General features: G+C 52.9%; 18 protein-coding genes. 10 read left to right on the forward strand and 8 right to left on the reverse strand.

The window, feature by feature from the left end; all coding sequences use genetic code 11:
* Both SGI98_06000 and SGI98_06005 read left to right on the forward strand, forming a co-directional pair.
* Nucleotides 1–944: hypothetical protein (locus tag SGI98_06000; protein ID MDZ4742955.1), on the forward strand; the 944-nt coding region annotated here is incomplete at its 5' end.
* 38 nt (nucleotides 945–982) lie between these two features.
* Complete coding sequence (locus SGI98_06005) at nucleotides 983–2,296, forward strand: carbohydrate porin (GenBank protein MDZ4742956.1); 1,314 nt, start codon at nucleotides 983–985, stop codon at nucleotides 2,294–2,296.
* Here SGI98_06005 and clcA read toward each other — a convergent pair.
* From clcA to SGI98_06020, 3 genes are all read right to left on the reverse strand, one after another.
* Nucleotides 2,293–3,621, reverse strand: a complete 1,329-nt coding sequence (gene clcA, locus SGI98_06010) for a H(+)/Cl(-) exchange transporter ClcA (protein ID MDZ4742957.1) — start codon at nucleotides 3,619–3,621, stop codon at nucleotides 2,293–2,295. The genes SGI98_06005 and clcA overlap by 4 nt on opposite strands.
* A 63-nt stretch (nucleotides 3,622–3,684) precedes the next feature.
* Nucleotides 3,685–4,968 (reverse strand): threonine/serine exporter family protein, encoded by a 1,284-nt coding sequence (locus SGI98_06015; GenBank protein ID MDZ4742958.1) that lies wholly within the window; start codon nucleotides 4,966–4,968, stop codon nucleotides 3,685–3,687.
* Nucleotides 4,969–4,990: 22 nt separating this feature from the next.
* Nucleotides 4,991–5,803: a GYF domain-containing protein gene (locus SGI98_06020; GenBank protein ID MDZ4742959.1), complete on the reverse strand. Its 813-nt coding sequence runs from the start codon at nucleotides 5,801–5,803 to the stop codon at nucleotides 4,991–4,993.
* Here SGI98_06020 and SGI98_06025 point away from each other — a divergent pair.
* Nucleotides 5,803–5,976 carry a hypothetical protein gene (locus SGI98_06025; protein ID MDZ4742960.1) on the forward strand — a complete coding sequence of 58 codons (174 nt, stop codon included), beginning with the start codon at nucleotides 5,803–5,805 and terminating at the stop codon, nucleotides 5,974–5,976. The two genes, SGI98_06020 and SGI98_06025, sit on opposite strands and share 1 nt — an antisense overlap.
* Nucleotides 5,977–5,981: 5 nt before the next feature.
* Here the strand turns inward: SGI98_06025 and SGI98_06030 are convergent, their stop codons facing one another.
* Entirely contained in the window at nucleotides 5,982–7,055 is a 1,074-nt protein-coding gene (locus SGI98_06030) for a hypothetical protein (GenBank protein MDZ4742961.1), read from the reverse strand.
* A gap of 215 nt (nucleotides 7,056–7,270) precedes the next feature.
* Nucleotides 7,271–8,113, reverse strand: coding sequence for a methyltransferase (locus tag SGI98_06035; GenBank protein MDZ4742962.1), 843 nt, complete (start codon nucleotides 8,111–8,113; stop codon nucleotides 7,271–7,273).
* A 236-nt stretch (nucleotides 8,114–8,349) separates the two neighbouring features.
* On the opposite strand from SGI98_06035, the gene SGI98_06040 reads away from it, so the two are divergent.
* Both SGI98_06040 and SGI98_06045 read left to right on the forward strand, forming a co-directional pair.
* Nucleotides 8,350–9,036 carry an HD domain-containing protein gene (locus tag SGI98_06040; GenBank protein MDZ4742963.1) on the forward strand — a complete coding sequence of 229 codons (687 nt, stop codon included), beginning with the start codon at nucleotides 8,350–8,352 and terminating at the stop codon, nucleotides 9,034–9,036.
* A 102-nt stretch (nucleotides 9,037–9,138) separates the two neighbouring features.
* The gene (locus SGI98_06045; protein ID MDZ4742964.1) at nucleotides 9,139–9,918 is read left to right on the forward strand and encodes a dienelactone hydrolase family protein; all 780 of its coding nucleotides are present in this window, start codon (nucleotides 9,139–9,141) and stop codon (nucleotides 9,916–9,918) included.
* Between the two features lie 256 nt (nucleotides 9,919–10,174).
* Here SGI98_06045 and SGI98_06050 read toward each other — a convergent pair whose 3' ends face one another.
* Nucleotides 10,175–10,399 carry a HepT-like ribonuclease domain-containing protein gene (locus SGI98_06050; GenBank protein ID MDZ4742965.1) on the reverse strand — a complete coding sequence of 75 codons (225 nt, stop codon included), beginning with the start codon at nucleotides 10,397–10,399 and terminating at the stop codon, nucleotides 10,175–10,177.
* A complete protein-coding gene (locus SGI98_06055) occupies nucleotides 10,386–10,526 on the reverse strand; it encodes a hypothetical protein (protein MDZ4742966.1) in 141 nt (46 codons plus the stop codon). The genes SGI98_06050 and SGI98_06055 overlap by 14 nt, the downstream gene beginning before the upstream one ends.
* 605 nt (nucleotides 10,527–11,131) lie before the next feature.
* Between SGI98_06055 and SGI98_06060 the strand changes: the two genes are divergently transcribed.
* The 5 genes from SGI98_06060 to SGI98_06080 all read left to right on the forward strand — a co-directional run bounded on the left by SGI98_06060 (nucleotide 11,132) and on the right by SGI98_06080 (nucleotide 16,734).
* A complete protein-coding gene (locus tag SGI98_06060) occupies nucleotides 11,132–11,956 on the forward strand; it encodes a hypothetical protein (protein MDZ4742967.1) in 825 nt (274 codons plus the stop codon).
* 245 nt (nucleotides 11,957–12,201) lie between these two features.
* The gene (locus SGI98_06065) at nucleotides 12,202–14,979 is read left to right on the forward strand and encodes a chemotaxis protein CheB (protein MDZ4742968.1); all 2,778 of its coding nucleotides are present in this window, start codon (nucleotides 12,202–12,204) and stop codon (nucleotides 14,977–14,979) included.
* Between the two features lie 45 nt (nucleotides 14,980–15,024).
* On the forward strand, nucleotides 15,025–15,387 hold the full coding sequence (locus SGI98_06070; protein MDZ4742969.1) for a PAS domain-containing protein: 363 nt from the start codon (nucleotides 15,025–15,027) through the stop codon (nucleotides 15,385–15,387).
* A 135-nt stretch (nucleotides 15,388–15,522) separates the two neighbouring features.
* On the forward strand, nucleotides 15,523–16,260 hold the full coding sequence (locus SGI98_06075) for an alpha/beta hydrolase (protein ID MDZ4742970.1): 738 nt from the start codon (nucleotides 15,523–15,525) through the stop codon (nucleotides 16,258–16,260).
* A 42-nt stretch (nucleotides 16,261–16,302) separates the two neighbouring features.
* Nucleotides 16,303–16,734, forward strand: a complete 432-nt coding sequence (locus SGI98_06080; GenBank protein MDZ4742971.1) for a hypothetical protein — start codon at nucleotides 16,303–16,305, stop codon at nucleotides 16,732–16,734.
* 279 nt (nucleotides 16,735–17,013) lie between these two features.
* Here SGI98_06080 and SGI98_06085 read toward each other — a convergent pair whose 3' ends face one another.
* Complete coding sequence (locus SGI98_06085; GenBank protein ID MDZ4742972.1) at nucleotides 17,014–18,066, reverse strand: glycoside hydrolase family 130 protein; 1,053 nt, start codon at nucleotides 18,064–18,066, stop codon at nucleotides 17,014–17,016.
* Between the last annotated feature and the right edge of the window lie 196 nt (nucleotides 18,067–18,262).

Consider the following 18,262-nt stretch of genomic DNA (forward strand, 5'->3'; position numbering starts at 1 on the left):
GAAGTATGGGCCACTGGGATTCTGATGGAGGGCCTTGGGTCGAGGAGAGCCTGCGCAGTCCGGAAGGATATGCGGAGGGTTTGAGGCAGCTGGTCCGTGAGCTCGTCGCCCGTTACGGTGAGCAAATCGCGGGCTTCTGGCTCGATGGCCTGGACAATTTGCTCTTTGACCTACCCGCCCTCATGCATGAAATCCTGCCCGACGCTATCGTCATGGTGAATAACTTCACCCGGTTTAACGTGCCGGAGATGGATTACGCCACGACGGAATTCCTCTCCGCCACCCCCGACCCCCTTTATAATCGGCCCAGTGGACTCACTAAACCGATCGACTGGATCGGCGGGATGTTACCCCCGATAAAAGATTTTAACGAGGACATTCCCACCTGCAATGACTGGTGGCATGGGGCTCCTCCTTATAACGAGGAATGGTTGCGGGCTTACGCGTACCGCCAAGGCACGGGCCACTATGAGAATGACCCACACTTTTGGATCAAAGAAATGCTTTGTTCCCTGGGTGTACGCGGTCAGTGGAATTACACCATGGGCCTCGGCCCGTTATTGGACGGGACAGTACCGCCGCAATTTGCGCCGATGATCAAGGCTATGGAATCATTCATGAGCTGGGCATCGGAATCGATTTATGGCACCACGGGCGGGGAAGGCTCTTGCCTCGTCCCGGGATTTTGTAATGACGGAGCATTTTGCGCAGTGACCCGCAGCTTGGAAAATCCAGCCCTCCATTACGTGCATATCACTACCGCACCGGAAAAAACCTATTTACGCATCCAGACGGATTTCTCAGCGGTCAAAAGCGTGTGCAATCTGCGCACGGGCGGGGCTGTCGGGTTCACACAAAATGACGCCTTAGAAATCACCCCTGACCACTGGGATGATGTCAGCTCCCAAGGAGCCATGGTTTTACGTGTTGAATTCCATCCTTGATCACCGACGGTAAAATCTTTAGTCAGTGGGGGGTGTACGTGAAAAACACTCGGCATATCCTCCCTGCACTCTTATTCATCACGGGGTTGATCCTGTGTATTCCTGCCTTACAGGCACAAACAACATCTTCCCCGTCAAATCAACCCCCGACCACAGCCGATTCCTCACCCAAAAAGAATGATTTAAACTCGTGGTGGACGGGCACTTCCTTCATCTATGCGGGTGACACCTTGTCTAAATCAATGGACGAACACGGTGTAAATATTGTCGGGAGTTATTCCCTCTCCGTCCTGAGTAATGTCTCGGGAGGAATAAATTCTGCAACCGAGTACGCACAACTCGCCAATCTCGGGGTGAATCTCGACCTCGAAAAAATCGCAGGGATCAAAGGGCTTCAATTCCAAGTAACCGCTATGAATGCTCTGGGACAAAACCTCGCCGCAGACACGGGAGGCCTGATCTCTCCGGCCAACCAATTTGCAGGGCACATCCCCGTCGGCCTCTATGAAATGTATTTCCGGCAGGATTGGAAAGACTCGGGGACTTATCTGGCAGGGGGAAGAATCAGTGTGGCCGATTATTTCGCCTCTTCACCCCTCTATATGAATTACGTCAGTTACGCTTATAACGGGAGCCCTTGGAGCCTGACGGCGAATAATCCAAATTTCAGTGCGAATCCCGATGCTAACTGGATGTTTGTCGGTGGCACAAAAATCATGGAGGGTTTGTCTTTCCAAGCAGCCGTCTGCGGCAGTTCATCACCAAATATTAACCAACCTTGGCAGCGCGGCACGGATTTATCTTGGGAACCCAGCAAAGGGGCTATGTACCTGGGGGAAGCGACCCAAATATGGAAAACGGATATTGCCGGCACCAAGGGACTGGAGGGCACCCTTAAAATCGGCGGTTATTACGACACGGCCACCATGACCAATCTCACTTCGATCGGTACCACCAAAGGAATGGGGTCAATCTACGCGACGGCCCAACAGCAATTAACCCGGGAGGGTGATGATTCATCGGCTGTCGGACTCTCGGCCTGGGGTACCTTCGTCTATGCCCCACAAGAAGCCAGTGTCTTGATTCCCTATTTCACCTCCGGCGGACTTTGTTATACCGGACTCATCCCGTCACGAGCTGCCGATGTCACGGCCGTCGCGGTGAGTTCGGCTTGGCAAAATCAGCAACTCCCAGCCACAGAAAACGAAATCAATTTCGAGCTGACTTACCTCATCCAGATCAATAACTGGTGGAGTATCCAGCCTGATTTCCAAGCCATCATTAATCCCTCTGGATCGAATACCCTTCCGACAGCTTATGTACTCGGATTTTCGACGAATGTGAATTTCTAAACTTGTGGCCTCGCCTTTTGCGCGGCAAGCATCCGTTCACGGAGGGTATCATAGATCGGTGGTCCGCCGAGGAAAGTGGCCGTTAATACCGCGGCGAAAGAAGCCAGCAACATCGGCACCAATAATCCTGTCGTGGCGGTCATCTCGACAATCAGGATAATCCCGGTCAGCGGTGCCCTCACGACGGCGGAAAAAAAGGCGGCCATCCCCACAATCGCAAAGGAAACCGCCGGCAAACCCAAACCCGGCAGCAACACATCTACTCCCCCGGCAAAAAGAGCCCCGTAAGCAGCCCCGACCAAGAGTAGCGGGGCAAACAACCCGCCGGGGGTCCCGGCAGAATACGAAAACGGTCCTAAAAACCAGCGCACCTCAAACGTAATCAAGAGCATACCCAAAGGCAGCCCCCCATTCAGGACGACCTGACTAAAACCCTCTCCTCCCCCGATGAGATTTGGCGCAAACCATCCGATCAAACCGACAATGGCACCAACGAGGGCGGCACGGAGTTCCAAAGGGATTTTTTTCAGCGAAGCAAAGATATCCATACTCCTGATGACCGCACGATTATAGAGCACGCCGAGATAACCGAGGGTGATCCCGAAAATAAAATACGGGATCAGGCTCGCGAATGTGGGGGCGAGGATATTGCTCACAATGAATACAGGGGCATCCCCCATGATCAACCGTGACACGGCGACCGCCATCGACCCTCCGATTAATGTCGCTAATACCAAGCGTAACCGGAATCTCCGCGCGACCTCCTCGAAGACAAAAATAGACCCGCCCATGGGCGCATTAAATGCCACAGCCAAACCTGCACCGGCCAAGGCCGCTTGGACATCCTCCAAATCATCACCCCCCATTTTGCAACGTTTGACCAGAGCCTGCCCGATGGTGGCACCCATCTGGACAGTCGGACCTTCACGACCTAGGGCCAAGCCCGATCCGAGGGCGAGAATCCCCCCGAAAAATTTAATCGGTAATACCCTGAAAGGAGCCGGAGTGGCTTCCCCACGCATCACAGCCTCGACATGTTGCACACCACTCCCCGATGCGAGTGGGGTTCCCCTCACCATCAAACGGGCGATCCCCGCCCCGAAAGCTCCGATGAGAAGAGGGATCCACCAGCCCCACACGGGGAATTGGTGGGCCCACTCGATCACAGTCAATAACCATTGTGTAGAAAGCTCCAAAGCATAACGGAAGTAAGCCCCGATCACACCGATTAATACCCCTCCCACAGCGGAAACAATCCCCAGACGAATCAATCCATCGCGGGGATCCCTCTCACTTTTCGGGCCGGTATTTTGGATGATATCCATGTCGGGCTCCACAATGCCATTAATCCACCACCATCCACAAGCCTGCAATTAGGCAAAAAACAGTCAGTACTTGGGCATTTTATTCTGAAGGATCGCTGCCGGTGCAATTACCCCGAGGACAAGTGATAAAACAATATAGATCGCCGTCAATAGATTATGAGTGGCGGCCACCAGTCCCGCCGGTGAGGGGTGGACCGAAATGGTGAATTCAAAAAGCCCGCGCAATCCTTCAATAGCAAAATACCCGGGGATCATCGGCAAAATACAAATCACCGACAAGGAAACTGTCGAAATCTTTAACTGTCGTGAAACCAGTAAAATAAAAACCGTACTGGTCACCGCCGCCACCAAGGTCGCTGAAATGATATCCACGCCCTGTGCCATGACCAGAGCCCGGCAAAGGCGGGCGAGTAACCCCCCCGAGGCGCACAGGATAAAAATCCCCCATGAACCATTAAAGATAACCACTAGCGATGCTGCAGCCACGGCCCCCGCACAGGCCGGGAGGATGTATTCCCACAGGCCATGTGCTTGATAAACGGCAATCACAGCAGACCTGTCCCCGAGCATGTAAAACGGTCCAGCGATACCTAAAACAATGGCCACTAAAACGGCAAATGAAAAAAACATCCGGCTGATCCCGATCGGCACATGATTACTGACCACATCCATTCCCCCATTGATCAAAGGGACCCCAGCTACCAAAAATAGCACGGGTGCCAGTGTCGTGATCGCTGCGGTGGTGGTCGGAAAGATCAGGGCATAAAGTGCCGCCACAAAAGTCCCGGCCAAAGACATCATAAAAACCTTCTGGACAAAACTCACCGGCATCCTGAGCAATTTGCATTTGACCCCGTAAATCACCACACCCCCGATAAAGCTGCCGATCCATGCAATGGGATCCCCACCATTTAAAAGGCTGTAAGCGGCACTAACGGCACCGCAAGCTAGAGCCTGCATCCATCCAATCCAAGCCGTCCCCATAGCCCTTATCACCCCCAAGCGCCTTTTAACCTCCTGGTAACCCAGTGATTTCCGGTCGAGATCATGGAGCAATTTGCTGATGGCCAGCATCCCGATAATATTTAACCCGGCCACATCCTTGCTCTCATCGATTTTTGTCCGGAATGAAGGCCCATCACTGACGGTGACCGACAAGGCATCATAGGAGACGAGCATGTGGACCCGTGCCACGCCGAGGCGCGCAACTAATTGCTCGACAGAATCTAATATCCTCCGGGTGGAGGCGCCAAATTGAAAAAGCATGCGCCCCAGCAAAAGACAAAGCTCCACAAGCTCCGTGGGTGTCGGTTCCTGCTCCTTGGTTATTGCAGTGGGGTCATCCATTTATCTCATCCTCCCGCACGCCCTAGTCCTGGCGTCCCTCGATTGCGCATAATAAAATAGCGGCAGCAATCCCTAGTCGCCGGTCGAGTAACCCATTCTGGTCTGGTGTAAAATCAAGCAGGACCTTCAGGATAAATGGATTAAAGGCCTGGTGGAACCGGCATACAGGGGTGCCATTGATTAATCCCTCATACGACTGTGGAATCAAATTGCACAGGAAACGGCGCACAAGGGCTTTGACGAGATTATCCTCATGGATCTTCCCGATCTCCTGATCGAGTGTGTCCAGGATATGCCATTCGTCTTTGATAATACTTTTTAATCCTTTTCTCCTGAGCGTACCGAGCTTCTGCCCGGACGACGTGTCGAACACATCGTAATTCGACGAAAAATCCAAGATTTTCCGGGCCTTGATCGAGAGCACTTCCTGCTGCTTGGATTCATCTGTATAAATCCGGATATCTTCCTTGAGCTTAAACGCCTTGAGCTCCGAATAAAAACCCACTGAACCGTCCGGCAGGTATATATGGAAAGCTCCGCCAAGGAGTTTAAAGACCTTGCGCCGGACCCAGTAACTCGGGTGAGAAAAACGCGGATCAATTCTTTTTGGCGCCTGCTCCGTAGGTAAGGAAGGGGCCTGCGTCCGCGCAAAGGAAAGTTTCCCTGCTGCGGTAGCCGGTGAAGGAAGGAAATCTTGAACCGTTTTCCAATCCGTATCACCTTCCTTGCAGCAAGGAGTATCGGCAGTCAATTGTCCGGATTGGATATATTCGGTTAAATGTTCAATCTGGTACGGGCCCAGCGTCTCATTATTCGTATAAAGATAATAGTTCATTGTCTTCCCCTATTGGTTTTTGTGAAGACAAAAGTGCCTGTTTATACGGGCAAGGGCAATCCCTTTTTCAGGCAGGATATTTCTCCATTATCGACCGCGATAAAAACAGTATCTCACGGACAAGCCCCTGTCGAATCATGGGCATGATGCGCAAGGGTGATGACGGAGGATAAACCGATTAATAATACTCCTCAAGATAACGGACATCCTCGTCCTTTGTGAAATCCGTGATGATATAGAGCCCCTCTTTACCGACGGCATTAATCAAAGGTTTTATCTCATGAGGTTTGACCCCGAGAGCCTGTACGGATTTTCCCGCTTCGAGTATGCGACGGTACAGAGGATACCAATGGGGATCACCTCCCGGTGGCACATTTGGGTCTGGGGTCCATTCGATGGCCGTGAGTTCTTGAATCTCCAGGAGTGCATCCAAATGACAAAGACATTGATGACCATCAAGATGGAACATGGAGTAATCAAGCCAAGCACATTGTTTTGTTAATTCCGGCACGACAAATCTCCTGAACATCCGGGGAGAGATCATGGCCCCTAGATCACACTGGACCTTAGCCACTTTTCCGGGCCCCCAGAGACGGAAGGCCCCGAAATTCGAGCTCCCGTCATCCCGTTTAATCAAGTCATAAACACGTTGATATACCTCGCACCATGCAGCACTGATCTCGACCATCTTCTCTTCAATCCATTCAGGGCGCTCGATCATATCCATGAGCAGGACTTGCGGGTCACGGAGGGCGGCCAGTATATCCATATTCTCCACGAGATCAGGGCACTCCACCATGTACTTTCCTCGTGAAAGCTTTAACGACTCTTTGATCGTCGCTTCCGTCAGTTTCCACCATTGATTTTCCGGGTCGAAAACAAGGGGAGGCAGTGACTCGGGATCCTCACAATCTTGAATGGAAGGGTGGAACCATATCGTGTCCGTCGAAAAACCGGGTGTCGCCCCTAAAAATAAAGCGAGAGACCCGGGCCCGAGATGTGTCTCTGCCAGGGGCAACGTATCGGCGATAAAAGTCTGGTTGGCCATTTGATAATGGCTCCTCTGTGCCCGGAAAACCGGATTCGTAAAACTTTCCTCCACAGACTTTGCTTCCGGAGGCTGAGGCAAAGATTCGTGTGGATGCCCTGTAGCGGGAGCTCCCCACATGCCGATGACTAATCCCCGATGATGCCACCAATCAATAAAGTGTTTTTTAGTCTCTTCCCAATTAGGTTTCCATAAACATTCCATAGTATCGCACTTTCCTTAGCTATTACATTTATCGCCAGCTTTAATGTGCATGAGTATGTGTTTCTCGGTATTCCCCTGTCAATCATCCTCTAAAACGCGGTAACACCATTTATTCAAAAGAAGATAATATTCCTCCGTAATGTAATAGCGGCCAAAGGCTCCTGAGAGAATACTCCCTGCCGAAGAGTAACATCCCCCCATGGAAAAATAAATGGTTACGGGGGAAACCCGATGGAGAGTTTGACCGAGGAGTATTCCGGATGGATCGCCCCGTTTTTTGCCCGGATAATCAGCTCGGGCTCGACGCAAGTGGCGCCTCGGAACCATTCCGGTAAATCATTTGCCTTCATCATCCCAAAAAGCGCGACAAGCGGGGCTTCCCCTTCCCGGAAAACGACTGGTCTACGCCTCACGATCACGAGCCCGGCATCACGCGCACCGGATTCCACCCGCGCCATTTGCTCTGGGGAACAGGGAAAGACACAGGCAAAAAATCCGCCGGATGCTAAATGCCTAGCAGCGGTCGTACAATAATCCGCCACAGTCCCGCGCAACTCAAAACGACAAGCGAGTTTCTGTGGATGCTCACTTTCCACTCCCGTACCGAGGGGGAAATAGGGTGGGCTCCCCGTCACTAGGTCAAATTTCTCCGTTTCTGCAACGACACCCGGATCACGAAAATCCCCGTGACGGATGTCGTAACGCCCCGTGAGCCCATTAAACACCGCTGATTTCCGCGCGAGGGCGACACTTTGTTCTTGGGCCTCGACCGAAACAAATTGCGCGCCCTGCATCCGCCATGCGCTGACCATCCCGACAGTCCCGATGCCGCTGCCTAGATCAAGCACATGCCGGGCACACGGGCACCAGCTGGTGCCGTACCATGCGCACAGGATGTCGTCCGTGGAAAAGCGGTGCCCGTCCCGGAGCTGGAAAAGCCGGTAATACCCACTGATGGCATCGAGGGACTCACCCACCCCGGCGTCCATCCCCTCCGCATACCCCGGCGCTACCGGTCCCGGTTTAGCCCATCCTTTAAAGTGTGTGTCTGTATTCATTTTATATCCCCAGAAATGCCGTCACATACATGGATTAAAAACCGTAAAAAAATATTTCCTCATGATCTTCACTCCAAAGGATTATCCCTTGGTTAACACATCACTACCGGAAACACTTTTAACCCTCAAGCGTTGTTTAGGGGATGCCTCGTTTCATACCGGAAAAATTGACTCTCCCTTTTATTCCATCACTGACTCCTTGACACTTTGGGGCATCTGACAGAAATTCTTGCTCCATGGGAGATCATGAAGAAAATTCCAGCCTCGTTTTACCCGCCACAATCATCTCACATTCGGATTGGGAACACCTTTATGCGACATTTGATACCGTCGCCCATGACCGGCCCCGTTTCGATGAGGTATTAACCGTAATGATCTCCCGGGAGGAGGAACCTGAACACGTCGCCCATGTCGCAGCCTTGGCGAATTCCCTTTTTGGGCAAACCGTCCATTTACATGAGCTCGGGGCCGAAGAGAATTTCCTCTTGATCGCTGCCGCCCTCCTGCACGATATCGGCTGGTCAGTGACCCCTGACGGGACAAAACACCATAAGTATTCCCTTCAATATATAATCGAACACCCTTGGAAGACCCTTTCGGTCCGGGAAAAGACCATTATCGCCAATGTGGCCCGCTACCACCGGAAAGCCTTACCTGACGAGTCCCACCCTCATTTCCATCCCCTGTCGAGATCTGATAAAAAAACCGTTAAAATCCTCGCCTCCTTCCTCCGTCTCGCCGACGCCCTCGACCGCACCCACTTACAATCGGTGAAATCCGTCAAACTCAAATTCAAAAGTGAGCGCACCCTGATCCTGATCAAATCAAACCTCCCCGCTGATGCCGAAATAGAGGCCCTGGAAAAGAAAAAAGACCTTTTCGAGCAAGTCTTCCACACCACGTTACGGGCTAAACTGCTTTAGCCCCTTCCACAGTCGGCACATCCACTGGACGATTTATCTTTAAACAATTTGCTCCCGACTTTTCCATTGAGTAAATTTCGTTTCGGGATTAATTTCACAACCATGAAAACCCTGATCACCCTCTCACTTCTTTTTATCTGTGTAATATCCGCCCACGCCAAAAGTAATTCATTCATCTTAAATTACAAAATCGACGGCCAGGAATTTGAAGGTTATGTCGCTGTCCCCGCCGGACTCAAAGGCAAAGCCCCCGGAGTCATGGTCGTTCATGACTGGATGGGTCTGAGTGACTTTACGAAAAAACGGGCGGATGAACTCGCCCGCGAAGGTTACGTCGCCTTCGCTGTCGATGTCTACGGCAAGGGCAAACGCGCCTCGACACCCGAAGAAGCCATGAAACTCGCCGGTCCTTTTAAAAAGAATGTGAAACTCCTCCGTAAAAATATGCTCGGGGCCTATAACCAATTTATCAAACTCAGCCAAGTCGATAAAAACAAAGTCGCCGCCACAGGATTCTGTTTTGGTGGTACGGCGGTATTAGAGCTGGCACGAACTGGTGCCGATATCAAAGGGGCGGCCAGTTTTCACGGGGTATTACAAACTACAAATCCTAATGATGGGAAAAATGTGAAGTGCAAATTGCTCATCCTCCACGGGAATCTCGATCCCTATGTCCCCCCAGCCCAAGTCGCCGGGTTCATGGAAGAAATGAATAAAGCCCAGGTCTGGTATCGTTTTGTCGGTTACCCCGATACCGTCCATGCCTTTACGAGCCCTGCCGCAGGTACAGACATTACCAAGGGGGCCGCTTATAACCCCACCGCCGCCCGGCAAAGTTACCACGAACTCCAAAAATTCCTCAAGCTCGTCCTGAAGAAGTAATTCATTTTACTGACGCGTGTAAGGTGAGCAGGCCCTGCTTGCGGTCTGGAGCAATTTGCATCAGCTTCGTGCATTTCATAGCGCAAACTTTCATCAAGGTCACAAGAGTCGCCCCGAGCAGGCTCTGATCAGGAAGAATATCGCTCCTGTTTTCAAATTTTCTGCAAATACCTCCGGGGGACTGGCACATCCTCCTGGACCGTTTTTCAGACCATTTCTAGGTCGACGCCGAAATAGTCATGGATGAGCTTGTGCCTCATGCCCACAATATCATGCCAAGAGGAATTTGCGGGTGTTTGTCTGTGAATATTCCGGACAAATGACGCACGGCCTCTCCCGTAATTTCTAACTCTCTGATGATGGCATCCTGATAAATGGGATGCGTCATAAACTTTTCATGGGTCAAGTCCTGGGAATATTCCGCGATACGATCCAGCGCATCCAGTATATGACCGATATAAATGGAATCATCTTTTACCATAGAGCAACTTCATGTCACTCGCCGGATTTTGCTCGCTACGGAGACAGGAACCAAATAATGCCACCATCTCAGCACCCTCTAAACGGCAATATTCGATAATTTTTTCGAGCATTTTGTCCGTAACCATACCCAGAACTCTCATCGGAAATGTCTCAATCGTCGAGTATGGAGAATCTTTTCCCCGCGCAAATTGTACTAGGAGAGCGGCAGGTTAAAAGCCATCCCCACCTCTTTCAAAACGTCTCTCTTCGTGCCTTTCGTGAGCTTCGTGGTGCAAATTGCTCCGGGCAGAAACGAAGGCCGGTAACTCCCGTATCATGAAAGGATTCCCATCATATAGCCCCTAGGTTAGGAAGCCTTCCTCGCGACCTAGCCCTCGTTGCCGAATGCCGGATGTGCGCGTGGAACTCTGGCCCGTGGCAAGCAGGGCCGCTCGCCCTACAAAATCACGAAACACGGAGCAATTTGCGCCACGAAAGGCCCGAAGCAAAAGCCTTCCTCGCGACCTAGCCCTCGTTGCCGAATGCCGGATGTGCGCGCGGGACTCTGGCCCGTGGCAAGCAGGGCCGCTCGCCCTACAAAATCAGGCTAATGGCATTCGTGTTTTCCGTCGGGATAAAATGAGGGGCTTTTGATGGGCCGTTTTGAAGGTGAGAGGTCTTTTAGAGATTTTGATCACATGCTTTGTGCTTTACGGATAGAAGGGATCGTGCTCAATGTCCTTTTCACAGGATGGATACTTTTTTAAATATTGCGCTCGGGGTCTTTGTTTTTATTTATGCACTGGCATGGTTACTCGTTTTTCTCGGGCGACTGGGAGGCAGCGTGGGTAAATGGCTCGCGGGGAAATGTGTCGCCGCACCTGGACTGGATATCGTCGTATCACTGCTGACCTGGGTGCCGTGGGGCTTTGGAGTGTACCTCGCCGGATGGGGAGGAGTCCTTGCATCTGTGATCGGACAAATAGTCGGATTAACCCTCTGGATATGGACACATGAATGGGTGAATCGCCGACACACGCAGGGCTCCCGGATCGTCAAATCGCTCAATGGCATCGTCGGACGCACTCGCAACCATCTTGCCCTGTGGGCGTCCACGATCGTCTTACCGGTTTTTTGGTTGATCCGACTGGGAGAGATCCTTGTTTACCCCATGATCCGTGTGTTACTGGGTTTCCCCAAATACAAGGATAACCAATGGATCAATGTCAGTCGGCAGAAATTCGCGGGTCTCGTCGGGCACGATCTGGTCTGGTGTCTCTACTGCGACTGGATGACCGGGGTCTACTCTTTCGGCGCGGAAATGCTGCGCAATGTGGAAAGTTTCTGGTGTCCCATTCGATTTTCAGATCAGAATAAATGCCAAAATTGTCAGCTCGACTTCCCCGACATCAAAAAAGGCTGGGTCAAGGCCGACGGGACACTCAAGGAAGTCACCGACACATTGGAAGAAAAATACTCCGGCACAAACCGTTCATGGTTTGGCCACCCCTCACGTTCATCACCCCCTCCGCAGGGAGATACTGATCCAAAGGGCGTTACCCCCGCCGATCACTAGTGTCCCCACATCGTAAATGATGCTGACGGTGGACAAAAAAGGCGGCGGCGACCGTCATAAAAAAACGCGTACGCCAAACCTCGTAGCATTTGTGACCTTCGCCTTACTCTGGGAACCTGGTGTCGGATTTTCGCCCCCATCTCTCCGCACCGGAAAGAGGGGGGCGATGCAAAACACTCGCATAGTCCCTCCTATACAACCAGAACCAAAGCTGCCATGATCAAGTGTAAGAGAGAGATAACCGTATGGAAAAGAAATCTTCACCCGGCCGCAGACCGGCCAAGCCCACCGAAGTGTCGCCCCCGAAATCATCCGCCCCATCAGCCAGTCCCGCATCGACAGGATTTCCCATCGTCGGCATCGGTGCGTCAGCCGGGGGACTCGAAGCGTTAGGAGAATTCCTCGGTCACGTCCCAGCAGACAGCGGCATGGCATTTGTCGTGGTCACACACCTGGACCCGACGCGCAAAGGCATCATGCCCGAACTCCTCCAGCGCGTCACCAAGATGAAAGTGATCTTAATCAAGGATCGCACCAAGATTCAGCCAGACTGCGTCTATGTGATCCCGCCGAACAAGGACTTGTCCCTCCTACACGGCACGCTGCATTTGCTGGCGCCGACGGCGCCGCGCGGATTACGTTTGCCGATTGATTCTTTCTTCCGCTCCCTAGCGCAGGATCAGCACGAGCGCAGCATCGGCGTGATTCTTTCCGGCATGGGCTCGGACGGCACGCTGGGACTGCAAGCCATCAAAGAAATGGCAGGCGTGGTAATGGTGCAAACGGCGGCGGCGGCCAAATTTGACGACATGCCGCGCAGCGCGATTGACACGGGGCTGGCGGACATCGTCGCCCCTGCGGACGAGTTACCCGGCAAGCTCCTCACCTATTTGCAACGGGCTCCGATGGCCGTCGACTCCGAAGTCGCCTTGGAAAACATGGCCCAGAGCACCTTGGAAAAGGCGGTCATCCTACTGCGCGCCCACACGGGCCATGACTTTTCGCATTACAAAAAGAACACCCTGCACCGCCGGATCGAGCGCCGGATGGGCATTCATCAGATTAGCAAGACAGCCGACTATATCCGCTACTTGCAGGAGAACTCACAGGAGTTAGATTTGCTTTTTAAGGAACTATTAATCGGGGTGACGAATTTTTTCCGCGATCCGGCGATCTGGGAATACTTGCGCGATCAAGCCATTCCCGAGCTCCTCGCCAGCCGCCCGCCCGGTCAGGCGCTCCGGGCTTGGGTGACGGGGTGCTCCACCGGCGAGGAGGCATATTCCCTGGCCATGGTGTTTAAGGAGGCAGTGGAGGCGATCACGCCAAAGGGGGATTTTTCCCTGCACATTTTTGCGACCGACCTAGACAAGGATGCGATCAGCAAGGCCCGCCAGTGTGTCTTTCCGGCCGATATTTCCGCCGACGTGTCACCGGCGCGACTGGCCCGGTTCTTTGCTAAGGACGACCACGGCTACCGCGTCCGCAAGGAGATTCGCGACATGGTCACCTTTGCGCCGCAGAATCTCATTATGGATGCGCCCTTCACAAAGCTGGATATCTTGACCTGCCGCAACCTGCTCATCTATCTGGATGCTGATTTACAGAAGAAACTGATGCCGCTTTTTCATCATAACCTGAATCTCGGGGGCATCCTACTTCTCGGCAGCGCGGAAACGGTGGGCGGATTCACCGATTTATTCGACCTGATCAATCCCAAATCGCGGCTCTATCGGCGGACGGAGGCGGCCTTGCGACCAGGAATGGTCGAGTTCCCTTCCTCCTTTAGCGCGCGGGCGTCCGGCGGGCGCACGGCGGAAACGCACTCGACCACGAAACCGCCGGCCAGTCTCCAATCCGCGGCGGATCAGTTAGTCCTGACGCGTTATGCGCCACCCGCCGCGCTTTGTAATGACAAGGGCGACATTTTCTACATCAGTGGACACACCGGCAAATACCTCGAGCCCGCAGCCGGCAAGGCGAACTGGAATATTTTCGCCATGGCCCGCGAAGGGCTGCGTTACGACCTGAATGTCGCTTTCCAGAAAGCGCTCCGCCAAAAATCTCTCGTGACATTTCGCGGCCACGAAATCCGGCCCGGGGGCGGGGAGCTATTCGTGGAGGTCACAGTCCAGCAACTCGAAGAAGCCGGTCCGTTACAGGGATTAGTGATGATCGTATTCACCGACTTACCCGCGCCCGTGGGACCCAAATCGGCCAAAGGGACGGGTCGTACCGCAAAGACGTCTGCCCACGCACCGCGACTGGCCGAGCTGGAGCGGGAACTCCAGGCGGCCCGCGAAGAGACGCGCACCGCTCGCGAGGATATGCAGACTTCTCAGGAAGAGCTCCGGTCCACCAACGAGGAAATGCAATCCACCAATGAAGAGTTACAGTCCACTAACGAGGAGATCACCACCTCAAAGGAGGAGATGCAATCGCTCAATGAGGAACTCCAGACGGTCAACCACGAGCTACAGACAAAGGTGGACGAGTTATCGCACTCCGCCAACGACATGAAGAATCTGCTCAACAGCACCGACATCGCCACACTCTTTCTAGATAAGGACCTCAACGTGCGCCGCTTCACGCCGCAGGCGACGAAAATCATCAAGCTCATACCCGGCGACGTGGGCCGTCCGATCACCGATCTGGCCACCGGACTTTGTTACCCGGAACTGATGGAGGATGGGCGCGCGGTGCTGGAGACTCTGGTCCCTGCGGAGAAGCCGATCGGCTGCAAAGACGGTCGCTGGTTCACCGTACGTATCATGCCCTATCGCACGCTGGACGATAGGATAGACGGCGTAGTGATCACCTTCGCGGACATCACCGTAGCCACGGCAACGGCCTCGAAACTAGGGGTCCAGCACGCCAGCCTAGAGAAACGCTTCGCCAAACAGACTGCGGGCATCAAGGAATCTCAGCAGAATGCGCCGACGCCAGCGTCCGCAGGGCAATGCAAAAATAAATCTGCCAGCAAATCGCCCGCAGCCGGAAAAAATAAAGGGAGATCGTCATGAAACTCAAACCACCCGCCACCTCTGACGCCGCTACCCTGCGCCGCCATGCTGAAGGCCAGTTACGAACGCCGTAGAAGTCAAAAGTCACCAGCCCACTCTCAGCGCACGCTCCACGAATTGCAGGTCCACAAGATCGAGCTGGAGATGCAGAATGCGGAACTCCAGGAAGCCCGCAACCAGCTGGAGGCGCAGCTAGATAAATACACCGACCTCTACGACTTCGCGCCGGTCGGCTATTTTTCTCTGGACAAAAACGGCCTGATTCTTGAAGCGAACCTGACGGGTGCGTCCTTGCTCGGCGTGGAACGTTCCCGGCTCATCAAGCGGCGTATGTCAGGTCTTGTGATCTGTACTCGAATACGTCACAAAGGGTTCGGTTTTGGTTCTTTTATCCTTGGCCAGTTGTAGACAGAATCTATTTCTATGTGCCGAACTCATTTGACGAAGAGACTCCCCCTTATTTTAGTTTTTCTATTTTGTTTCGTCGCATGCACGTCTCCTAAATCTGCCTTACGCAAGGAGGGTGTTGTTATCCGTGAAAACTTGGTATTCGCTGAGCGTAGCGGGAAAAAGCTGACCCTTGATTTTTATGAAAACTCCCAGAGTAAAAACCCGCCCTTGGTCATTTGGTTTCATGGGGGTGGATATGTCGCTGGGAGCAAAGAGGATTGTCCACTGGGATTTCTTGTGAATAAAGGATTTGCAGTGGCGAGTGTGAGCTACCGGTATACAACAGTCGCGCCGTGGCCCGCCCAGCGTGATGACGCTTTGCTCGCGCTTAACTGGTTGCGCGAAACAAAGGATTTGAATTTTGACCGGGACAATATTTATTTGGCCGGTATTTCTGCCGGAGGACACTTAGCATCGATCACGGGTTTGGCTGATCAGAATAAACCCAGGGTACGCGGGATTATTGATCTCTGTGGTGGCGTGGATATGCGCAAACTCCATATTGAAGGCAGCCCGTTTGCGCGGGACTGTGTGGAAAAAATGTTTAATGGCCCTCCCCGTAACCCTGACTCAAATGTGGATAGCGCGAATCCCGCCTTGTTAGTTAATAGTCATTCTCCGCCGTTTTTGATTATTCACGGGACGGCAGACAAAACGATTCCTATCAATCAAAGTGAAATATTAGTCGAGAAATTAAAGACCTCTGGTATGCCCGTGACATTTATACGCTTAGAGGGGATGGAACATTCTTTAGGAGGTCCAAATAATCCAGTTCTCAAGGAGGCTGTGATTGGATTTTTAATTCCTCAGAAAAAACGCCAAGTGAAATGAGGAATGCTTTACAATAGCCCCGTGCATCTTTTTAATGCGCGAATGTCAAAAAGTGTCTGTTTATTTAATCGGGAAGATTTGGCGAAAGTTTATCTTCCTGTAGGTCAGATGTTGCAAATCGATCGTGTGCTCTCGATTGAGGGCCCTGAGATACATGCCGAAATGGATCTCGTCGGGCATTGGGTTTTCCCCCTGCATTTTCCGAATGATCCTGTATTTCCGGGGTGTCTCCTGATCGAAGCGGCAGGGCAACTCGTCGCGATATGGGGATGGCATGCCCAGCTTAAAGGGAACCCGCGTATGGCAAAAGTTTCCGCTAATTTTTTGCGACCCATCATACCTGAACAGGGGGTCATTACTCTCAAGTCAAAAATCCAAATCAAACGCCACGTCGTCCGGGGTAATGTCCAAGTCTTTGCGGGTGGTGAGCTCGCTGCGGAAATCGAACCCGTCATTGTTATTGTAAAGGAATAACGAAGCGGGGCTGAGTCAAAGCGAAACCCCGGATCGTCTCTTATTATTTAGACAGGTTCCAAAGTGGATGATTGATCACTTTGTTCCTGATAACCATTTGGCTTTTCCCGGCACGTCGTGTCCTCTGTGCTCTCATGTATGTTAGAGTTTTCACAGATTCCGAAATATCACAAAATACACGTCACGTTCATTAGAAACTGAGATTTTTCAGGGATCGGAAAGTCGGCAGGTCGTTGCCCGATGGACGAGGTCGGGCCGGCACTCCAGCAATAGTTCACTCTACAGATGGAGAGTCTCCAGAATGCCTTGGATCGATGCTGTCGCCGAACAGATGACCTCGTCCGACGCGCCATAATACATGGTGACGTGATCACCATCGACGATATGGCCGTTAGTAAAGACGACATTACCGAAGAACCCGGTCTTTTCATACGGGGCCAGGGGCTCAAAGATCGGGGTGCGGGAACGCGCGAGGACGCGGTACGGATCCTGAGCGTCGAGAAGCAGAGCGCCCAGGCAATAGCGGCTCTTTTTGTCCGCACCATGATAGATCGCCAGCCAGCCCGCATCAGTGAGGATGGGTGCCGCGCCCGCGCCGATGCGTTCGGAATCCCACATGCCGGGACGCGTGAGTGCGATACAGCGATGGTCGCCCCAATGGAGGAGATCCGGGGATTGGCTTAACCAAATGTAATTGCCACCGATTCCTTGGCTGCTCGGGCGGTGCAGGGCAAAATGCGCTCCGCCGACGCGTTTGGGGAAGAGCGAACAGTCCTTGTTGTGGGGCGGCATGATCAGGCCGTGACGATCAAAGGTCTGCCAATCTATGGTGGAAATCATGCCGACTCCTATGCCAAACTCACTGACGGCGGTGTAGGTCAGGTAGTAGCGGCCGTCGATCCACTCGACGCGACAGTCTTCAACACCGAAGGACTCATGGCTGCCGGCACCGAGAAGGGTCGGCTTGTCTTCGGCCACGAAATTGATTCCGTCCGTGCTCCAGGCAAGGCGCAAGTGAGAGAGTGTCGTGAGGTAGCTTTTGCCCTGATGACTAAAAATGCGTGGGTCAGTGTATTGCAGCTCTGGGTCATCCTTACGGATGCGCACGACGCGCATACCACCCACGGATGTCGGATCCAGCACAGGCGTACTGACCCAGCCTTCTTCCTGTATGGGACGCTCGGCTACGCGCAGAAGGAGACCGATCTTTCCCTGATAGCGGAATGCGCCGGGATTTAGCAGGCACTCAATAACCATGTCCGGACGGGTAGGGCGGACATCGGCAGGGCGCATGATCGGGTTTGCATCGACGCGGGTAAAGGCTTCAGACATATATAGGGAGCTCCTCGTATGAGTTTTTCTCGGGGTAGGTGAGAGCTGCTAAGAGTTTGGCGGGTCCGGCCAGATTGTCAACCCACTGACAACGAGAGAACGTCGTCACGGATAACCGGCAGACCCTCGTCGGCGTGAGTGCCGGACAAAGTCGAAAGCCTTGGAATCCAGTCGGTCATGCGACCCAGTGTTCCTA

The sequence above is a fragment of the Verrucomicrobiota bacterium genome (assembly GCA_034440155.1).
Classification (GTDB): Bacteria; Verrucomicrobiota; Verrucomicrobiia; order JAWXBN01; family JAWXBN01; genus JAWXBN01.

Bases quoted from the DNA above. Each gene is read 5' to 3' on its own strand.
- clcA (MDZ4742957.1), bottom strand. From the start codon at position 3,621: ATGGATATCATCCAAAATACCGGCCCGAAAAGTGAGAGGGATCCCCGC.
- SGI98_06015 (MDZ4742958.1), bottom strand. From the start codon at position 4,968: ATGGATGACCCCACTGCAATAACCAAGGAGCAGGAACCGACACCCACG.
- SGI98_06020 (MDZ4742959.1), bottom strand. From the start codon at position 5,803: ATGAACTATTATCTTTATACGAATAATGAGACGCTGGGCCCGTACCAG.
- SGI98_06030 (MDZ4742961.1), bottom strand. From the start codon at position 7,055: ATGGAATGTTTATGGAAACCTAATTGGGAAGAGACTAAAAAACACTTT.
- SGI98_06035 (MDZ4742962.1), bottom strand. From the start codon at position 8,113: ATGAATACAGACACACACTTTAAAGGATGGGCTAAACCGGGACCGGTA.
- SGI98_06040 (MDZ4742963.1), top strand. From the start codon at position 8,350: ATGGGAGATCATGAAGAAAATTCCAGCCTCGTTTTACCCGCCACAATC.
- SGI98_06045 (MDZ4742964.1), top strand. From the start codon at position 9,139: ATGAAAACCCTGATCACCCTCTCACTTCTTTTTATCTGTGTAATATCC.
- SGI98_06050 (MDZ4742965.1), bottom strand. From the start codon at position 10,399: ATGGTAAAAGATGATTCCATTTATATCGGTCATATACTGGATGCGCTG.
- SGI98_06055 (MDZ4742966.1), bottom strand. From the start codon at position 10,526: ATGGTTACGGACAAAATGCTCGAAAAAATTATCGAATATTGCCGTTTA.
- SGI98_06060 (MDZ4742967.1), top strand. From the start codon at position 11,132: ATGGATACTTTTTTAAATATTGCGCTCGGGGTCTTTGTTTTTATTTAT.
- SGI98_06065 (MDZ4742968.1), top strand. From the start codon at position 12,202: ATGGAAAAGAAATCTTCACCCGGCCGCAGACCGGCCAAGCCCACCGAA.
- SGI98_06070 (MDZ4742969.1), top strand. From the start codon at position 15,025: ATGCTGAAGGCCAGTTACGAACGCCGTAGAAGTCAAAAGTCACCAGCC.
- SGI98_06080 (MDZ4742971.1), top strand. From the start codon at position 16,303: ATGTCAAAAAGTGTCTGTTTATTTAATCGGGAAGATTTGGCGAAAGTT.
- SGI98_06085 (MDZ4742972.1), bottom strand. From the start codon at position 18,066: ATGTCTGAAGCCTTTACCCGCGTCGATGCAAACCCGATCATGCGCCCT.